Source organism: Polymorphobacter multimanifer (genome assembly GCF_014205635.1).
Taxonomy (GTDB): domain Bacteria; phylum Pseudomonadota; class Alphaproteobacteria; order Sphingomonadales; family Sphingomonadaceae; genus Sandarakinorhabdus; species Sandarakinorhabdus multimanifer.
Window position 1 is genome coordinate 70,524 of the sequence record NZ_JACIIV010000018.1, and the last position, 16,344, is coordinate 86,867.

Annotated in this window: 8 protein-coding genes; 4 read left to right on the forward strand and 4 right to left on the reverse strand. The window is 68.1% G+C overall.

Annotation, left to right across the window (positions count from 1 at the left end; genetic code table 11):
• Nucleotides 1–62 precede the first annotated feature (62 nt).
• Nucleotides 63–917 carry an archaetidylserine decarboxylase gene (asd, locus tag FHS79_RS12765; RefSeq protein ID WP_243452865.1) on the forward strand — a complete coding sequence of 285 codons (855 nt, stop codon included), beginning with the start codon at nt 63–65 and terminating at the stop codon, nt 915–917.
• A 147-nt stretch (nt 918–1,064) separates the two neighbouring features.
• Here the strand turns inward: asd and FHS79_RS12770 are convergent, their stop codons facing one another.
• Both FHS79_RS12770 and FHS79_RS12775 read right to left on the reverse strand, forming a co-directional pair.
• A complete protein-coding gene (locus FHS79_RS12770) occupies nt 1,065–1,397 on the reverse strand; it encodes a hypothetical protein (protein ID WP_184200652.1) in 333 nt (110 codons plus the stop codon).
• A 112-nt stretch (nt 1,398–1,509) separates the two neighbouring features.
• Nucleotides 1,510–2,340: an aldo/keto reductase gene (locus FHS79_RS12775; protein WP_184200672.1), complete on the reverse strand. Its 831-nt coding sequence runs from the start codon at nt 2,338–2,340 to the stop codon at nt 1,510–1,512.
• A 405-nt stretch (nt 2,341–2,745) separates the two neighbouring features.
• On the opposite strand from FHS79_RS12775, the gene FHS79_RS12780 reads away from it, so the two are divergent.
• From FHS79_RS12780 to FHS79_RS12790, 3 genes are all read left to right on the forward strand, one after another.
• Nucleotides 2,746–12,366 carry an autotransporter outer membrane beta-barrel domain-containing protein gene (locus FHS79_RS12780; RefSeq protein ID WP_184200655.1) on the forward strand — a complete coding sequence of 3,207 codons (9,621 nt, stop codon included), beginning with the start codon at nt 2,746–2,748 and terminating at the stop codon, nt 12,364–12,366.
• 123 nt (nt 12,367–12,489) lie between these two features.
• The gene (locus FHS79_RS12785) at nt 12,490–12,870 is read left to right on the forward strand and encodes a hypothetical protein (protein WP_184200658.1); all 381 of its coding nucleotides are present in this window, start codon (nt 12,490–12,492) and stop codon (nt 12,868–12,870) included.
• Nucleotides 12,867–14,504, forward strand: a complete 1,638-nt coding sequence (locus tag FHS79_RS12790; protein ID WP_184200660.1) for an OFA family MFS transporter — start codon at nt 12,867–12,869, stop codon at nt 14,502–14,504. The genes FHS79_RS12785 and FHS79_RS12790 overlap by 4 nt, the downstream gene beginning before the upstream one ends.
• A 309-nt stretch (nt 14,505–14,813) precedes the next feature.
• On the opposite strand, the gene FHS79_RS12795 is transcribed toward FHS79_RS12790, so the two are convergent.
• Entirely contained in the window at nt 14,814–15,926 is a 1,113-nt protein-coding gene (locus FHS79_RS12795) for a zinc-binding dehydrogenase (RefSeq protein ID WP_184200663.1), read from the reverse strand.
• Nucleotides 15,927–16,148: 222 nt separating this feature from the next.
• Nucleotides 16,149–16,344: hypothetical protein (locus FHS79_RS18540; RefSeq protein ID WP_207792342.1), on the reverse strand; the 196-nt coding region annotated here is incomplete at its 5' end.

Consider the following 16,344-nt stretch of genomic DNA (forward strand, 5'->3'; position numbering starts at 1 on the left):
CGCGTTCTTCTGGCGGTCTGCCGGGACATGACGCTACAAGGGCAGTGTCGTCGTTTGAGGTCATGATGTCCGATCGCGTGAAGGTCCTGCTCCAGTACATGCTGCCCAAGCAGCGCCTGACCATGTTTGCCGGTCGCATCGCCGGTGCGCAGGGGGGCTCGATTACCACGCGGCTCATTCGCTGGTTCGTTGGCAGATACGCCGTCGACATGAGCGAAGCCGCAGATGCGGACATCGCCAGCTACACGAGCTTCAACGACTTCTTCACTCGCCCCCTCAAGGCCGGTCTGCGCCCTGTGGCCGATGCCGATTTCGTTTGTCCGGTCGATGGCGCCATCAGCCAGTTCGGCGCCATCGATGATCATCACATGCTGCAAGCAAAAGGGCATCGATTCACCACGACCGATCTGGTCGGCGGCGACAAGACGCTGGCCGCCCGGTTTCGCCACGGCAGCTTCGCCAACCTCTACCTGTCTCCCAGGGATTATCACCGCTTGCACATGCCCTGCGACGGCAAGCTCACCCGCATGATCCATGTGCCGGGCAAGCTGTTCTCGGTGAACCCGGTCACGGCGCGCGGTGTCCCGAACCTGTTTGCTCGCAACGAGCGCGTGGTTTGCGTCTTTGAATCAGCGGAGCATGGCTGTTTCGTCATGGTACTCGTCGGCGCAACGATTGTGGGGAGCATGGCGACCGTCTGGCACGGCGTGGTCAATCCCAAGCGCACCAGCAATACCTCCGAATGGGCCTATACCGATCAGGAGATCGTGTTGAAAAAGGGCGAGGAGATGGGCCGCTTTCTTCTCGGGTCGACAATCGTCATGCTGTTCAGGGAGCGAACGATCGCCTTCAACGAAGACTGGGCGCCCGAGCGGAAAGTGCGCCTTGGCGAAGTGATGGGCAATCGCGCCGCCTGACACCGACGAGCGGATCGCTGGTCCGACCATCGGCCATCCCGTCGATGGCGATCTCGCGACATCCTGCACGTTCCAGGCAAAACCGGACGCGGACTGCAGGACCGCCGAGATCGAGAGCCACCGACACTTCGGACAAGCGATCGTCGCTCATGCGTGCGGCTCGAATTGCGCGAACCAGTCGGCGTAGACGGTCTTTGCAGCCATCCGGCGGTTGAGGTCGGGGGTGCCGTCTTTCCACCACACCGGGCCGCGCTCGCCGAGAGCGGTCTTGGCGCTTTCAACCGCCGCCCGGGCCTCGGCAAGAGCAGTGGAATCCTTGTGTCGATGCGCTACGCCCACAGCCCGCCGCGCTGCCATCAACGCAGCCACAAGGGCGATCCGCCGCTCGTCCGGCAGCGACGGATCGGACCGGCGCCAAAGCCGCCCGCGCACGACGAAGTAGCGCCCGTCGGGCGTCTCCGGGTACGCGCTTGCGGTCATGCGCGGTCTGAGCCGAGCACCACGGCCGAAGTCACTGGCTGGAAGCTGCGTGCATAAACCCCCATATCGTGCCGGCGAGACCGTGGCTGCAACCAAGGAGCCACGCCGCCGCTCAAAGCATTTCGAGCGGGCGCTTGGCACCCGGCGGTGGGAAAGCAGCATCGAGGGCGGCCAGGTCCGCCTCGTCAAGGACAAGATCTGCCGCCGCGCGGTTGTCGCGGACGTGTTCCACAGTCCCCGCCTTCGGAATCGCGATCATGCCGTCGCGGCGGAGCGTCCAGGCAACCGCGACCTGCGCCAAGGTAGCGCCGTGCCGCGCTGCGACCCCGGCGAGGCGCTCGTCGCGGACGAGCCGCCCCTGCTCGACCGGGCTGTATGCCATTGCCGCGATACCGCGGGCATCGAGCCACGGCAGCAGGTCGCGTTCGGGCCCGCGACGCGTCAGGTTGTAGAGGATCTGATTGGCCACGCAGCCCGTCCCGCCAGCAGCGACAAGCTCGGCCATGTCGTCGCTGTCGAGGTTGCTCACACCCCAGTGACGAACATGTCCCGACGCCCGCAGCCGTTCCATCGCCTCCACGGTCTCCGCGAGCGGCACCGCACCCCGCCAGTGCAGCAGATAAAGATCGATCCGATCGGTCGCCAGCCGCTTGAGACTGTCCTCGCAAGCGCGCCGCAAACGCTCGCGCGATGCGTTCTGCGGATAGGCCTTGCTGACCAGGAACACTCGGTCGCGCATGCCGGCTACCGCCTCGCCGACAAGCGTCTCGGCTGCGCCATCGGCATACATTTCGGCGGTGTCGACCAGCGTCATGCCGAGGTCGATCCCGGCACGAAGCGCTGCCAGCTCGCCGACCCGCCGGTCGCTCCGCTCCGCCATCTTCCACGTGCCTTGCCCAAGCGCCGGAACGGTTTCCCCGCCCGGCAATGTCACCTGCTTCATCCTCGATCCGCTCCACTTGTCCACAAAGTCGCCTCCAGACAACGCACCGCCATCGGTCAAGGTTCAAGTCCGGGCATGCGGCTGATGCTGGCAAGGTCCCTCAACGCCGGAACCGCGCTGCCATGGCGCCATGGTTTTGCGTGTCTTAACAATGTTTTGCCTTAAGCAGGCCGCTTCCCTGCCGTTGATGGTGGCCCAACCCGGTTGATGCCATGCCTGCTGTTCCGAGGCGCAGGCAAACATCGGCATATTCTTCCTTGCAACCTGACCGCCTCCGGGTGGCCACTCATGGATATCACGATGACTGTCACGACGCCCGGGTTCCACACAGTTGTCCATGGTCACTCGAAGCGCCTGACATTGTCGCGCTTGCTGGGCGCGACCAGTTTCGCCGCGATTGTCTGCATGGCGACGGCGAACGAGGCACAGGCGCAGGTCACGGTCAGCCACGGCAATGCGGCCTATACCGAGGCGAAAGCCGGCGCCGCCGGTGCAGCCGGCAAGGACAACACGCAGGGCAACAGCTGCGGGACCGGCCCCGGTGGCAACGGCGGCACCGGACCGACGGCCAGCCATGGCAACAGCCCGCTGAGCTATGCGCCGGCCAACCCGACCGCGATCTACAATGGCAGCATCGCCGTAGTCGGCAGCCGCGGCGGCGCAGGAGGCCATGGCGGCAACGATCCCCATGATAGCGGCTGCGTCTTCGACGGTGGCGATGGCGGCAATGGCGGCACCGGCGGCACGGTCAGCCTGACGATCAATCCGGGGGCGAACCAGCCGGCAGGCGGCTATGCGGCCAACAACACCGGCATCCTCGTGTACAGCTATGGCGGCAATGGCGGCACCGGCGGCGATACGCGGCGCAAGACCTTCGTCGGCGGCGATGGTGGCCTGGGCGGCAGCGGCGGCGCCATAAGCCTGACCAACAATGTCGGCCTCAACATCGTCGGCGGCCCCACGGCGTTCGGCATCGTTGCCCAGAGCGGCGGCGGCCAGGGCGGTGAAGGCGGCTTTGCCGACAATGGCAACAAGAACTCGGCAGGTGGCACGGGTCTGCCCGGCGGCTCGGGCGGCTCGATCGGCATCACCAACAATGGCGCGATCCGCACCAATGGCGGCATGGGAATTGTCGCGCAGAGCATCGGCGGCTTCGGCGGCGATGCGGGCACCAGCGTCAACGGCTATGGCGGTGCTGGCGGCTATGGCGGCCATGGCGGCACGGTCTCGATCACCAACAATGGCGCGATCACCATCGGCAGTGCCTCGCTCATCGATTGCGCCAGTGCAGGGCTGACCAACTGCAATCCGGTCAGCATCGCGGTGATCGCCGGCCAGTCGGTCGGCGGCGGCGGCGGCGATGCCGGCGGTGATGCCGGGCGGCACGCACTCGGTGCCGATGGCGGCCTGGCGGGCAATGGTGGCGCGGTTTATCAGGTCAACACGGCGTCGCTGAGCATCTTCGGCTCGTCCTCGGTCGGCATGTTCGCGCAATCGGTCGGCGGCGGCGGCGGCAAGGCCGGTTTTGCAACCGCCAGCGGCAGGCGCGCGGTGGCGGTCGGCGGCAGCGGTGGCGATGGCGGCGTCGGTGGCGGCGTCTTCCTGTTCAACAGCGGCGATATCTGCACGGGCGGCGCCTGCCTTGCGGGCAAGAGCACGACGCCGAACAACGACGACAGCGCCGGCGGCGCCTTCGGCCTTTTCGCCCAGTCGATCGGTGGTGGCGGCGGCAGCGGCGGCTATGCCAAGGCGAAATCGAAGACGATCTTCGGCGGATCGGCGCATGCCACGGGCGGCAGCGGCGGCGGCGGCGGCAACGCCGGCGAAGTGGCACTCCTCAACAGTGGCTCGATCCGCACCGTCGAGATCAGTTCGGCGGCCATCTTCACCCAGTCGATCGGCGGCGGCGGCGGCAATGCCGGCGGCGCCATGGCGATGGCGACCTCGTTCATCGGTGAAGCCACATCGGTCGCGCATGGCGGATCGGGCGGCGGCGGCGGCAATGGCAGTGCCATCACCGTCAACTGCAACAGCTTCAGCCTGATCTCGCCGAACAGCGCGATCTGCGGCGCCAGCGGCCGCGGTCTCCTGAGCACCCCGGTGACCGGGAGAATCCTGTCGACCGCAGGCCTGTCTTCGCAGGGCATTCTTGCGCAGTCGGTCGGCGGCGGCGGGGGCAGCGGTGGCTATGCCGTGGCCCTCTCGGCGGCGTTTCAGGGCGCATTCTCGGTGGCATTGGGTGGATCGGGGGGCAATGGCGGCAGCGGCGGCACCATCTTCGCCAGCACCGGGGGCATCTCGGTCGCCACGCTTGGGCTCAGCTCGCAGGGCGTTCTGGCGCAATCCATCGGCGGTGGCGGTGGCAGCGGCGGAACGGCGATCGACGCCGCGCTCGCGGTGCGTGCGGCGGTGGCGGTGGGCATCGGCGGCAGTGGCGGACTGGGCGGATCGGCATCGAGCGTGACGGTCGAAAATCCTGGCGGAATCATCACCACCCAGGGCGATTTCTCGCAAGCCTTGCTGGCACAATCGATCGGCGGCGGCGGCGGTGCCGGCGGCTCGTCGATCAGCGGCGCAGCGGGGCTGACAGGCGCGGCGGTCACGCTCTCGGTCGGCGGCAAGGGCGGCGGCGGCGGCAGCGGCGGTGCGGTCTCGCTCTATAACCTGAGCGGCCACAGCAACCAGGTCGCGGGAACCCCGGCCTATGGCCCGGCGACGATCACCACCAACGGCTATGGCTCCAGCGCGATCCTGGCGCAGTCGATCGGCGGCGGCGGCGGCAATGGCGGCTTTGCGGTGGCGGGCTCGGTCTCGCTCGGCGTCGGCAGCGCCAACAGCATCGGCGGCGGCGGTGGTGGCGGCGGCCGATCGAGCGCCGTGAGCGTGGTGAACGGTGGCGCGCTGACGACGACGGGTGGCGGTGCGGCGGCTTTGCAGGCGCAGTCGATCGGCGGTGGCGGCGGCAGTGGCGGCTTCGCGATCGCCGGCAGCTATGGCGGCGTTCTCGCGGCCAGCATCGGCGTGGGCGGCTCGGGCGGCAACGGCGGCACCGCCAGCACGGCGAATGTCTCGAGTTCGGGCAACATCACCGTCAAGGCGGACACCAGCGGCAATGCCGGCGGCATCCTTGCGCAATCGATCGGCGGTTCGGGCGGCAGCGGCGGCTTTGCGATCACCGGCAGCTTCAGCCCCAGCGTCTCGGCGTCGCTGTCGCTCGGCGGCAACGGCGGCAACGGCGGGCGCGCGAGCGGAGTCAGCCTTTCCCAGGCGGGCAGCACGACGGTGACGGGCGATCTGTCGTCAGCCATCGTGGCGCAGAGCCTGGGCGGCCATGGCGGCACCGGCGGTTTCGCGGTGGCGGGCGGCTATGGCGGCGCGCTCGGCCTGACGGCGGCGATCGGCGGCAATGGCGGCAATGGCGGCGTCGCCGGCGATGTCACGGTGATACTGGCCGATGCAGGCCAGCAGGTATCGACGAGGGGCAGCCAGTCCAACGGCGTCGTTGCCCAGTCGATCGGCGGCAGCGGCGGCAATGGCGGATGGTCGTTCTCGGGCGCGATCGGCGGGCTGGGCGCGGTGGCGATCTCGCTCGGCGGGTCGGGCGGCGCCGGCGGTCGGGCCGGCAATGTCACGCTCAATTCGGCGCAGGGCATCACCACCAACGGATCGCTCTCGGTCGGCATCCTGGCGCAATCGATCGGGGGCAATGGCGGCAGCGGCGGCTTCAGCGCAGCGCTCGCCGGATCGACCATTGCGGCCCCCGCGGTCGGGGTCGGCGGCTATGGCGGCACCGGCAGCGTCGCCGGAACCGTCAGCCTGATCAACAGCGGGCGGATCGTGACCAAGGGCGACCTTTCGACCGGCATCCTCGCCCAGTCGATCGGCGGCAGCGGCGGCAATGGCGGATCGGCGCTGACCGGCGCGGTCGCGACAGGCTTTCCCAAGATCCCGCTTTCGGTCGGCTCGGCCGGGGCGACCGGCGGCAATGGCGGCACGGGCCAGGCCGCCAGGGCGGTTGCGGTCAACGCCACCGGCGACATCGTCACCTCGGGCCTCGCCTCGATCGGCATCATCGCGCAATCGATCGGCGGCGGCGGCGGCAATGGCGGCAATGCGGCGGCCTTCAGCGTCGCCGCCGGCGGCGGCAACAGCAAGAACACCTCGATCGCAGCCTCGGTCGCCATCGGCGGCACCGGTGCTGCCGGCGGCGATGCCGACAGCGTGACGGTCAACCAGTTCGGCACCATCGTCACCGGCGCGCCGGTCACCCCTGGCAGCATCGGCAGCGGCGACCAGTCGATTGGCATCCTCGCCCAGTCGATCGGCGGCAGCGGCGGCAATGGCGGATCGGCCTATGCCAATTCGATCTCGGGCACGGGGTCGGTCGCGGTTTCGGTCGGCGGCGGCGGCGGCGTGGGCGGCAACGGCAGCACCGTCGCGGTCAACTTCAACCCCTATGAGTACATCGCCTCCTGGAGCGACCTTGTCCGCAACATCGGCGACAATCCAACCGGTGGCTTCAACCATTATCTCACCAGCGGCATCCGCGAGGGCAGGACTTCGAACGGCTTCAACGTCCTGCAATATCTGGAAAACTACGCCGACCTGAAGGCAACGTTCGGCAATGACCTGACCGGCGCGGCCAGACATTTCGTGACCACGGGCTTTCAGGCAGGCAAGACCGACCGTGCGCTTGCCGGCGTGGCCGTGGTGCCGATGCTGCGCTCCGGATCGATCACCACCTACGGCAGTGCAGCGTCCGCGATCTACGCGCAATCGGTCGGCGGCGGCGGCGGCAATGGCGGCTGGTCGGACGCCAGCGCATCGAGCAACAAATATGCCGTGGCGGTCGCGATCGGCGGCTATGGCGGCGGCGGCGGCGACGGCAGCGATGTGATGGTCGTCCAGACCGGTGGCGCGCTCACCACCCATGGTGCCCAGTCGAACGGCATCTTCGCGCAATCGGTGGGCGGCGGCGGCGGCAATGGCGGCGCGGCCAGCGCCTCGGCCACCGGCGAGGCTGGCGGCGCGCTCAACGGCGGCGCCGCATCATACAGCGGCACCGGCTTTGCCAGGCAAACCAACACCGGCGCATCGGTCACCACCGCCGCACAACTCGCGACCTCCGGGCCATCGGATTCGGACGAAAAGGCCGATAACGGCACCGGCGCTTCGCTGAGCATCGGCGGCAGCGGCGGCAAGGGCGGCAAGGGCGGCCGGGTGCTTGTCGATAATGCAGCGCGCATCACCACCAATGGCGACCTGTCCAGCGGCGTCTTCGCGCAATCGGTCGGCGGCGGCGGCGGCAATGGCGGATCGAGCACCGCCAACGCGTCCGGCGGCAATTACTCGGGCGCGATCAGCCTCGGCGGCGCCGGCGGCGTCGGCGGCAACAGCAGTGATGTGTCGGTGGTCAGCACCAACGCGATCAGCACCGGCGGCAATCTGTCGTCGGGAATCTTTGCCCAATCGGTCGGCGGCGGCGGTGGCAACGGCGGATCGACATCGAGCTCGGCCACCTCGGGGGGCGCTGCGGCGCTGAGCTTCGCGCTCGGCGGTTCGGGCGGCGGCGGCGGCACCACCGGGGCCGTCCTGGTCAGGAACAGTGGCGCAATCACCACCCTCTCCAGCAACGCGGCGGGCATCTTCGCGCAGTCGGTCGGGGGCGGCGGCGGCAATGGCGGCGCGGCGATCACCGCAGCCACCGCAGCGCCCGCGAGCAGCGGATCGTCCAACACCACCCAGGCGAGCACCCGCACCGGATCGGCCGCCTACACGCCCGCCAACAATGCAACCTCCGCAACCGCCAGCCACAATTCCAGCGGCGGCCAGGGCGGCGCTGGCGGCGATGGCGGCTATGCGCTCGGCATGAGCCTCGGCGGTGCCGGCGGATCCGGCAGCGCCGGCAATGCGGTGAGCGTGGCGAACAGCGGGTCGATCACCGCGGGCAGCGCGCTTTCGGCGTTCCTCGCCTCCGGATCGGCGGCGATCTTCGCCCAGTCGGTCGGCGGCGGCGGCGGCAATGGCGGATCGAGCAGCACCAATGCCAGCGCCGGCAAGGCCAGCGTCGCGCTGTCGATGGGGGGCAATGGCGCAGGTGCCGGCGCCGGCGGTGCGGTGCAGGTCATGCAAAGCGGCGGATCGCTCACCACCCATGCCGCCAACAGCAGCGCGATCTTCGCACAGTCGGTCGGCGGCGGTGGCGGGAATGGCGGATCGACCAGTTCGACGACCGGTTCTGGCGGATCGGCATCGGTGGCGATCGGGCTGGCAGGCACCGGCGCCGGCGGCGGATCGGGCGGGGCCGTGCTCGTCTGCGGCACGCTGAGCGGCACCCACTGCGCCACCGCGACCGGCGGACAAGCCATCACCACCTCTGGCGCCGGCTCCTTCGGCATCTTCGCGCAATCGGTCGGCGGCGGCGGCGGCACGGGCGGCGCGTTCAGCGCCGCGGCAACCGCCGGATCGGGCAGCGGCGGCGGCAGCGCCACCAGCAGCACCAGCCTGGCCGGCAATGCCGACGCCAACACGGCGAGCGGCGTGGCCGTGGGGATGGGGCTTGGCGGCAATGGCGGCGGCGGCGGTGCCGGTGCAGCGGTCGAGGTCTCGAACGCCGTCGCGGTCACCACTGCGGGCGATCAGGCAACCGCCATCCAGGCGCAATCGGTCGGCGGCGGCGGCGGCAACGGCGGATCGGCGACGAGCAACGCCAATGGCGGCGCCTATGCGGTCGCAGCGGTGCTCGGCGGGTCGGGCGCCGCAGGCGGTGCCGGCAACGCCGTATCGCTCACCAATGCCGGTGCGATCAGGACATCGGGGGCGCTGGCCTATGGGCTGTTCGCGCAATCGGTGGGGGGCGGCGGCGGCTCGGCTTCGGCGTCCAGCGCCACCAGCGCCGGCGGCGGCACCGCCAACATCGGCCTGACGCTCGGTGGCTCGGCGGGCAGCGGCCAGAGCGGCGGCGCGGTCACGCTCGCCAGCAATGGCCAGGTTGCCACCACCGGCGCAGGCGCGTTCGGCCTGATCGCCCAGTCGATCGGCGGCGGCGGCGGCGTCAGCGGCAACAGCCGGCTCAGCGCATCGAGCGGCGGCCTTTCGGCGTCGCTGAACCTGGGTGCCACCGGCAACATCAATGGCGATGGTCGCGCGGTCGGCGTCACCTATGCGGCTGGCCTCTCCACCACCGGCGTCAACGCCGTCGCACTGCTGGCGCAATCGATCGGCGGCGGCGGCGGCGTCGCCAGCTTCACCGACCAGTCCATGGGCACCAACAGCGGGACCGCCAATGGGCGCCTCGGCCAGCTCAACGGTTCGGACCGGGCCGGCGATGTGACCGTGAGCGGATCGGGTGCGATCTCGACCAGCAGCGCACAGGCAATCGGCATTCTCGCCCAGAGCGTTTCCAACGGCGGCGGCCTTGCCAGCCTCGCCGCTTCGCCCGCGAGCACTTTTTCCGGCACCATGACGCTCGGCTCGGCCGGCACATCGGCCGGGACCAGCGGCGCCGTCAGTGTTTCCACCGCCAGCGGTGCCATCACCACCAAGGGCAATTTCGCCCATGGCCTGGTCGCACAGTCGGTCGCCGGGGGCGGCGGCATCAGCCAGGTCATCACCAGCAGCGCATCGCTCGGCGGCAAGGCCGGCGGCACCGCAAGGACCGTCGCCGTCAGCAACAACGCCGCGATCACGACCAGCGGCACCGGCGCGATCGGCATCGTCGCGCAGAGCATCGGCGGCGGCGGCGGGCTGGCGATCTCGACCGGCAGCGCCAACCTTGGCGGGACAGCGGGGACGACCAGTGTCACGACAACCGTGCCGGCCGCGATCAAGTTCAACGGCTTCGGTTTCAGCTACGTCCCCGCAACCAGCACCACCACCATCACCGGCCCCAATGCCGATGGTGCCAATGTCACCATCGCCAGCAATGCGGCGATCACCACCACCGGCATCAATGCCATCGGCATCCTGGCGCAGAGCGTGGGCGGCGGCGGTGGTGCGATCCTGTCGAGCGGCAACGCGCTTGCGTCCACGAAAGTCGGCGGGGCCGCCAATTCGGGCACCGTCACGGTCGACGTCAACGCGTCGATCACCACCAGTGGCAAGGGTGCCTATGGCGTCGTCGCCCAGTCGGTTTCGGGCGGTGGCGGCCTCGTAATGCACGGCAACACTGCAGTCCTCACCGGCGCGGGTGCGGGCGGCGTATCCGGCGTCGTCACCGTCAACGTGCGCAAGGGCGTGTCGATCACCACCCAGGCCGCCGGAACGAGCGCGATCTATGCCTTCTCCTCGACCGATCCGGTCCTCAACATCGAGGAGGGCGCGAGCCTGACCGGCGGCGCCGGCGGCCATGCGGCCCTGCTCGATTCCCCGGTCAACCTGATCACCAACAGCGGCAGCATGTCGACGATGGACGGTGCCGCGGGGACCGCGATCAGGAGCCTTTCGGGCGACACCACGATCACCAACAGCGGTGCGTTGATGGGCAGCATCCAGCTGCACGATGGTGCTGCAAACCTGCTCCACAATCTGGCAGGCGGCACGGTGCAGTCGGGCGCGTCGATCGACCTCGGCGGCACCGGCCACTTCATCAACGACGGCATCCTCGCCAATGCCGCCGGCGTCGGCAGCGTCCTCGTCAATGGCGCTTTCACCCAGTCGGCGGCCGGCTCGATGCGGATCGGCATCGATCACGACACCGGCCGGTCCGACTCGTTCAACATCCTCGGTGCTGCCCAGCTCGAGGGCGAACTCGCGGTCGCGACGCTCAATGCCGGCGCGGTGCAGCCAGGTAGCTTCAAGCTCGGCGTTGTATCGGCCACGGGCGGACTGGCTGCACACGGGCTGGCGCTGACCGCGGCCAGGAGCGCGATCCTGAGCTATGCGCTCTCGACCGAGGGCGGGACGCTCGGTCTCGTGACGACCGCGAACTTCGCGCCCGAAGGGCTCGGCAGCGCCGCCATGGAAGTCGGCAAGGCGTTCGGTGCGGTCCAGGCGCAAGGCGGGTCGGTGTTTTCCCGCCAGCTGACGGCGCATCTGGTCGGGCTGGAGAGCACGCACGCGCTCGAAGGTGCCTACAGGACCCTGGGCGCGGGCGGCATCTCGATCGTTCCCACGATGGTGCTGGCGTCAGCGCAACGCTCGGTCCGGTCGGTCACCGATCGTCTCGATGGCTGGCGCCTCGACGCGTCGCCGGCATCCCGATCGCGGATCTGGCTGACGCCCACCGCAACGGCGGGCAGCGGCGCCGGGCTGACGACCGACCTTCGCGGCCTCACGCTCGGCGTCGACGTGGCGCCGGGGTCGGGTCCCGTCCTGCTCGGCGCTGCCTTCACCTATTTGGACGGTTCGTCACAGCTGGTCACGCCGCACGCAACAGCGCAGGCCGAGCAATTTGCGCTCAGCCTCTACGCGATCGGCCGGGTCGGACCGGCCTATGTCTCGGCAGTCGCCCATGCCGGCACCGGCACCACTCGCTTCAACCGCCGCCTCGATGCGCTGGGAACGGGCATGGGAGGCTCGCTCGATCTGGGCAGCAGAACCGCCGGCGCACGGATCGAAACCGGTTATGCAATCGACATCGGCGGCCCCGATGCGCACATCGTGCCGTTCGCCGCCATCGAGCCGATGCTTCTGTTCCAGGACGCCGGAACCGAGATCCTGCCAAATGCCCGCGGAAGCGCGATCACCTTCCACAAACAGACCATCACCGCCCTGCCGATGTCGCTCGGCATCCAGGTCGATGGCCGGTGGAAGACCGCAGGCGGCGGCATATTCTCGCCGCTGCTGCAATTGGCCTGGCTGCACGACTTCCGAAGCGACCGCAATGTCCACCGCAGCTTCGCCGAGCTGCCGTCACTGGTGATCAGCCGCACCACCGTTCCGACCGATGTCGACGCTGCGTCGATCCGCTTCGGCGGTCAATGGACCGCAGCGCGCTCATGGTCGATCCAGGCATCCGCCGATGCACAGGTCTCGCGGTCCTATGGCACGATCGGGGGAACACTCAGCCTCCGCCACGTCTGGTGACGAAAGCCCGCAGACAAGGCCAGCGATCTTCTGGCCGGTGAAGAGGCTTGATCGTGGAGCTGTTCAGACTGCGGCAAGCGCAAACGCCGAATGGTCCGCGTGTGCGCACTGCCATTGGCGTCGTTGGTCGACGCCGAGGTGGGTCTGCTCGGCAACCTCATCACTGCTGGCGCGCAACAAAAGTTCGTCGCCGGTCGTGAGATCAGGCGCATCGTCGAATGGCTCGACAATAACAACGCGATCCATGGCCGCCCTGACGTTCATTTCGTCCTGAAGGAAGATGGCGCCCGCGTGAAGGAGTGCGTCGTCAGCTACAAGGGGAACGGGCTAGCCCGACATGAACAAGTGGCCGGTTTCGGGAAGCGGCAAGGCCGCTTCGAAAAACTGCCAATGGGTCGCAACGCTGCCACACACCCGCCGCTTGCCCATCTGAGATGCCTGCCGCTAAAACAGCAGCAAGACCAACCTCCGACGGTGGTCACCGCCAGAGAGGTTGCACGATGACCGAGGCCCTTGGCCGCTCCCCGCCAGGCGATCTGAAATTGCTCGACGCAGCGTCCACGGTTGCCCCGCCCGGGTTCAATCGTTGGCTTGTGCCGCCCTGTGCGCTGGCAATCCATCTGTGCATCGGCATGGCCTATGGCTTCAGCGTCTTCTGGCTGCCACTCAGCCGGGCAATCGGAGTCAGCGACCCTCTTGTCTGTGCCGGCATGACGTTGGCCGACGCGCTGACGACAACCACCTGCGACTGGCGCGTCAGCGATCTCGTCTGGACCTACTCGATCTTCTTCGTCGTCCTTGGTGCCGCCGCGGCGCTTTGGGGCGGCTGGCTGGAACGCGTCGGCCCCCGCCGCGCCGGCGTCGTCGCCGCTTGCTGCTGGTGCGGCGGCATGGCGATCGGCGCCTATGGGGTCGCGATCCACCAGCTCTGGCTGATCTGGCTGGGCACCGGGCTGATCGGCGGAATTGGCCTCGGCATCGGCTATATCTCGCCGGTATCGACGCTGATCAAATGGTTTCCCGACCGTCGCGGTCTGGCGACGGGCATGGCGATCATGGGCTTTGGCGGTGGCGCGATGGTCGGCAGCCCTCTCGCCGACCTGTTGATGCGCCATTTCGCCGACGCCACCCAGGTCGGCGTCTGGCAGACCATGCTCAGCCTGGCTGCGATCTATTTCGTCTTCATGATGGCAGGGGCGTTCGGTTACCGCGTGCCGCGCCCGGGTTGGGCGCCGGCCGGCTGGACGCCACCCGGTCCCCGCGCCGGTGTCGGGACGGGCTTCGATGTGCATCTGCGCGACGCACACCGCACGCCGCAATTCTGGCTGGTGTGGCTCGTGCTGCTGCTCAATGTCTCGGCGTCGATCGGCATCATCGGTATCGCCTCCCCGATGCTTCAGGAGATATTCGGCGGCCGGCTGATCGGCGCCGATGTCGCCTTCACCGCCTTCGATACCGAGCAGAAGGCCGCGGCGTCTGCTGTCGGCGCCGGCTTTGTCGGGTTGATCAGCCTGTTCAACATCGGCGGCCGGCCGCTCTGGTCGTCCGCGTCGGACCGGCTCGGGCGCAAGCGGACATTTGCACTCATGACCGCGCTCGGCGCCCTGCTCTACGGCATCGTCGCGCCCACCCTGACCGGGACCAGCCTCGGCCTGTTCGTGCTCGTCTTCTGTGCCCTTGCGTCGATGTACGGCGGCGGCTTTGCCACCGTGCCAGCCTATCTCGCCGACCTGTTCGGCACACGTTACGTGGGTGCCATCCATGGTCGGCTGTTGAGCGCCTGGTCCCTCGCCGGGATCGTCGGTCCCTTCATCGTCAGCAGCATGCGCGACACCGCCATCGCCGCCGGCACGCCGCGCGATCTGGTCTATCCCCCGATCTATCAGGCGCTGGCAGGGCTCTTGCTGGTCGCCTTTGTCGCCAGTCTGATGATCCGGCCCGTCAACAAGCGATTTCACACTGTTGAAGTGACACCGGGCATGGTGCCAGGTTCGATGGCTGCGATCGCAGGCGATACCGTGCAAGCGCCGAGCGGCAGCAGGACGATGATCATCATGGCCTGCTGGGCCGCCGTTCTCGCTCCCATTGCCTGGGGCATCATCCGGACGTTGGAGAAGGTGGTGGTGCTCCTGAACTAGGAACAGGCCGCCCCACGAATGTACCGCAAGCTCGCATTATCGAGCGGCCACCTGTCCCCTGCCCTGCGACCGCGCAACCGACGAGCGATGTCACGTCCGAAGTGCGAGAGGCTCGACTGCCGTTCAGCCCGCGAACTGACGGGGGCTCATGCTGGCGTGATCGACAGTCGTGCGGCGTGAGCAGAGGTTCTCACGGGCTCGAGGCTGCGTCACCCTGCGTTCGCCGCGCCGCCCCAAACCCCTGCCATCAAATTCAGCAAAAAGCTGCCCGATGGCAAGCAACCGGAGCCAGCGCGGCGTCGGCGCAATCTAGAGCCTGGGGTCGATCAGGAATTTCTCCCCGGTCGCCTTGCGATCATAGGCCCGCACCATCTCGGGATTCAGCACATCGGCAAGGCTGATCGTTGCTGTGTAGTGGCTCGCAAATGTCGTCGTCAGTTCATCAGCCACGCGCTGGCGAAGCCGCGCTGCCACATCGCGCCCGGCCTTCTGCAAGAACGGGGTCAACAGCCAGCCGCCCACGCTCCAGCTGAAGCCGAAATTGCGGCCCAGCGTGGTCGGGGAGAGGTCAAGGCCGCCATAGATATAGAGCTGCTTGAAGGTCGTGGAGCCGTAGCGGCTATAGGCAGCGCCCTTGTTCGCCGCCGCTTCCATTGCCGCCAGGATCCGGCTCCCCAGCGTACCGCCGCCAAGCGCATCGAACGCCAGCGTGGCACCCGTCGCCGCCACAGCCTCGACGAGTGCAGCGTCAAAGCCATCCGCCGAGCTGTCGAGCACATGCTCAGCCCCCTGCCCCTTCAGCAAGGCCACCTGCTCGGCAGAGCGCACCACACACACCAGCGGCACCCCGTCCTTCAAGCAGATCCGGTTCAGCATCTGCCCGAGGTTGGAGGCCGCAGCAGTGTGCACAATCGCCTTGTGGCCCTCGGCCCGCATCGTCTCCACAAAGCCGAGCGCGGTCAGCGGGTTCACAAACATCGCCGCGCCATCAGCGGCCGAAGCGCCATCTGGCAACACAATGCAATCACGCACCGGCAACTGCCGATAATGGCCATACATCGCCCCGCCGAGCATCCCCACTTTCTTGCCCAGCAGATGGCCTGCGTTGCTGCCAGCCGCCACCACCGTGCCAGCGCCTTCATTGCCCACCGGCAGCGCCTCGCCCAACCGCGCCTTGACCAGCCCCAGCCGCCTTTCCGGCACCTTCGCGGTCAAAACCCCGCCATCCACTGCAAGCGTGGAGAGATCCGCCGGCCCAATCAAAAGCCCCAGGTCGGATGGATTGATCGGCGTTGCCTCAACCCGCACCACAACCTCATCAGCGCCCGGCGGCCCCCATTGCTGGTCAACCAGCTCCAGCCGCAACGTCCCGTCAGCGGTGATCGTCGTGTGCAAAATCTTGCCGGCAAAGGTATCGGTCATCGCAATGCTCCATGGCTGAACGCCGGCTTTGGATGGGCTGTCATGCTGCCAAGGTCAATTGCCGCTGCAGAATCATGCGCGCGATGTGATGGACCAATAAAGCCACTGGCGCGCTGGCTGTCCGTTGTCTCACACAAAAGCGGACGTGTCCGGCAAAGCTGGCGCGACAAATGCCGGAACGCGCACTGGTCCCTGTCCAGACTGGACAACAAGCGGGAATTGTTACCAGGAGACCGGTTTGAGATCCGCACTTACGAAAGGTCCGACTACGCCTCTCGATGTAGCAGAACCTAGCATGCACAGCGCGCAGAAGCCGCCCACAACGATCGTGTCCCACAGCGTGGTGTAGGTTCGCGGTCTCGCCGCTTTGATCTCCGGCTTGGCCGGGTTGATCATGCTGCCATGGATGACAGCGTGA

What these genes read in the sequence shown, in the direction of transcription:
- asd (WP_243452865.1), top strand. Translation starts at nt 63, where the DNA reads ATGATGTCCGATCGCGTGAAGGTCCTGCTCCAGTACATGCTGCCCAAG.
- FHS79_RS12770 (WP_184200652.1), bottom strand. Translation starts at nt 1,397, where the DNA reads ATGACCGCAAGCGCGTACCCGGAGACGCCCGACGGGCGCTACTTCGTC.
- FHS79_RS12775 (WP_184200672.1), bottom strand. Translation starts at nt 2,340, where the DNA reads ATGAAGCAGGTGACATTGCCGGGCGGGGAAACCGTTCCGGCGCTTGGG.
- FHS79_RS12780 (WP_184200655.1), top strand. Translation starts at nt 2,746, where the DNA reads ATGGCGACGGCGAACGAGGCACAGGCGCAGGTCACGGTCAGCCACGGC.
- FHS79_RS12790 (WP_184200660.1), top strand. Translation starts at nt 12,867, where the DNA reads ATGACCGAGGCCCTTGGCCGCTCCCCGCCAGGCGATCTGAAATTGCTC.
- FHS79_RS12795 (WP_184200663.1), bottom strand. Translation starts at nt 15,926, where the DNA reads ATGACCGATACCTTTGCCGGCAAGATTTTGCACACGACGATCACCGCT.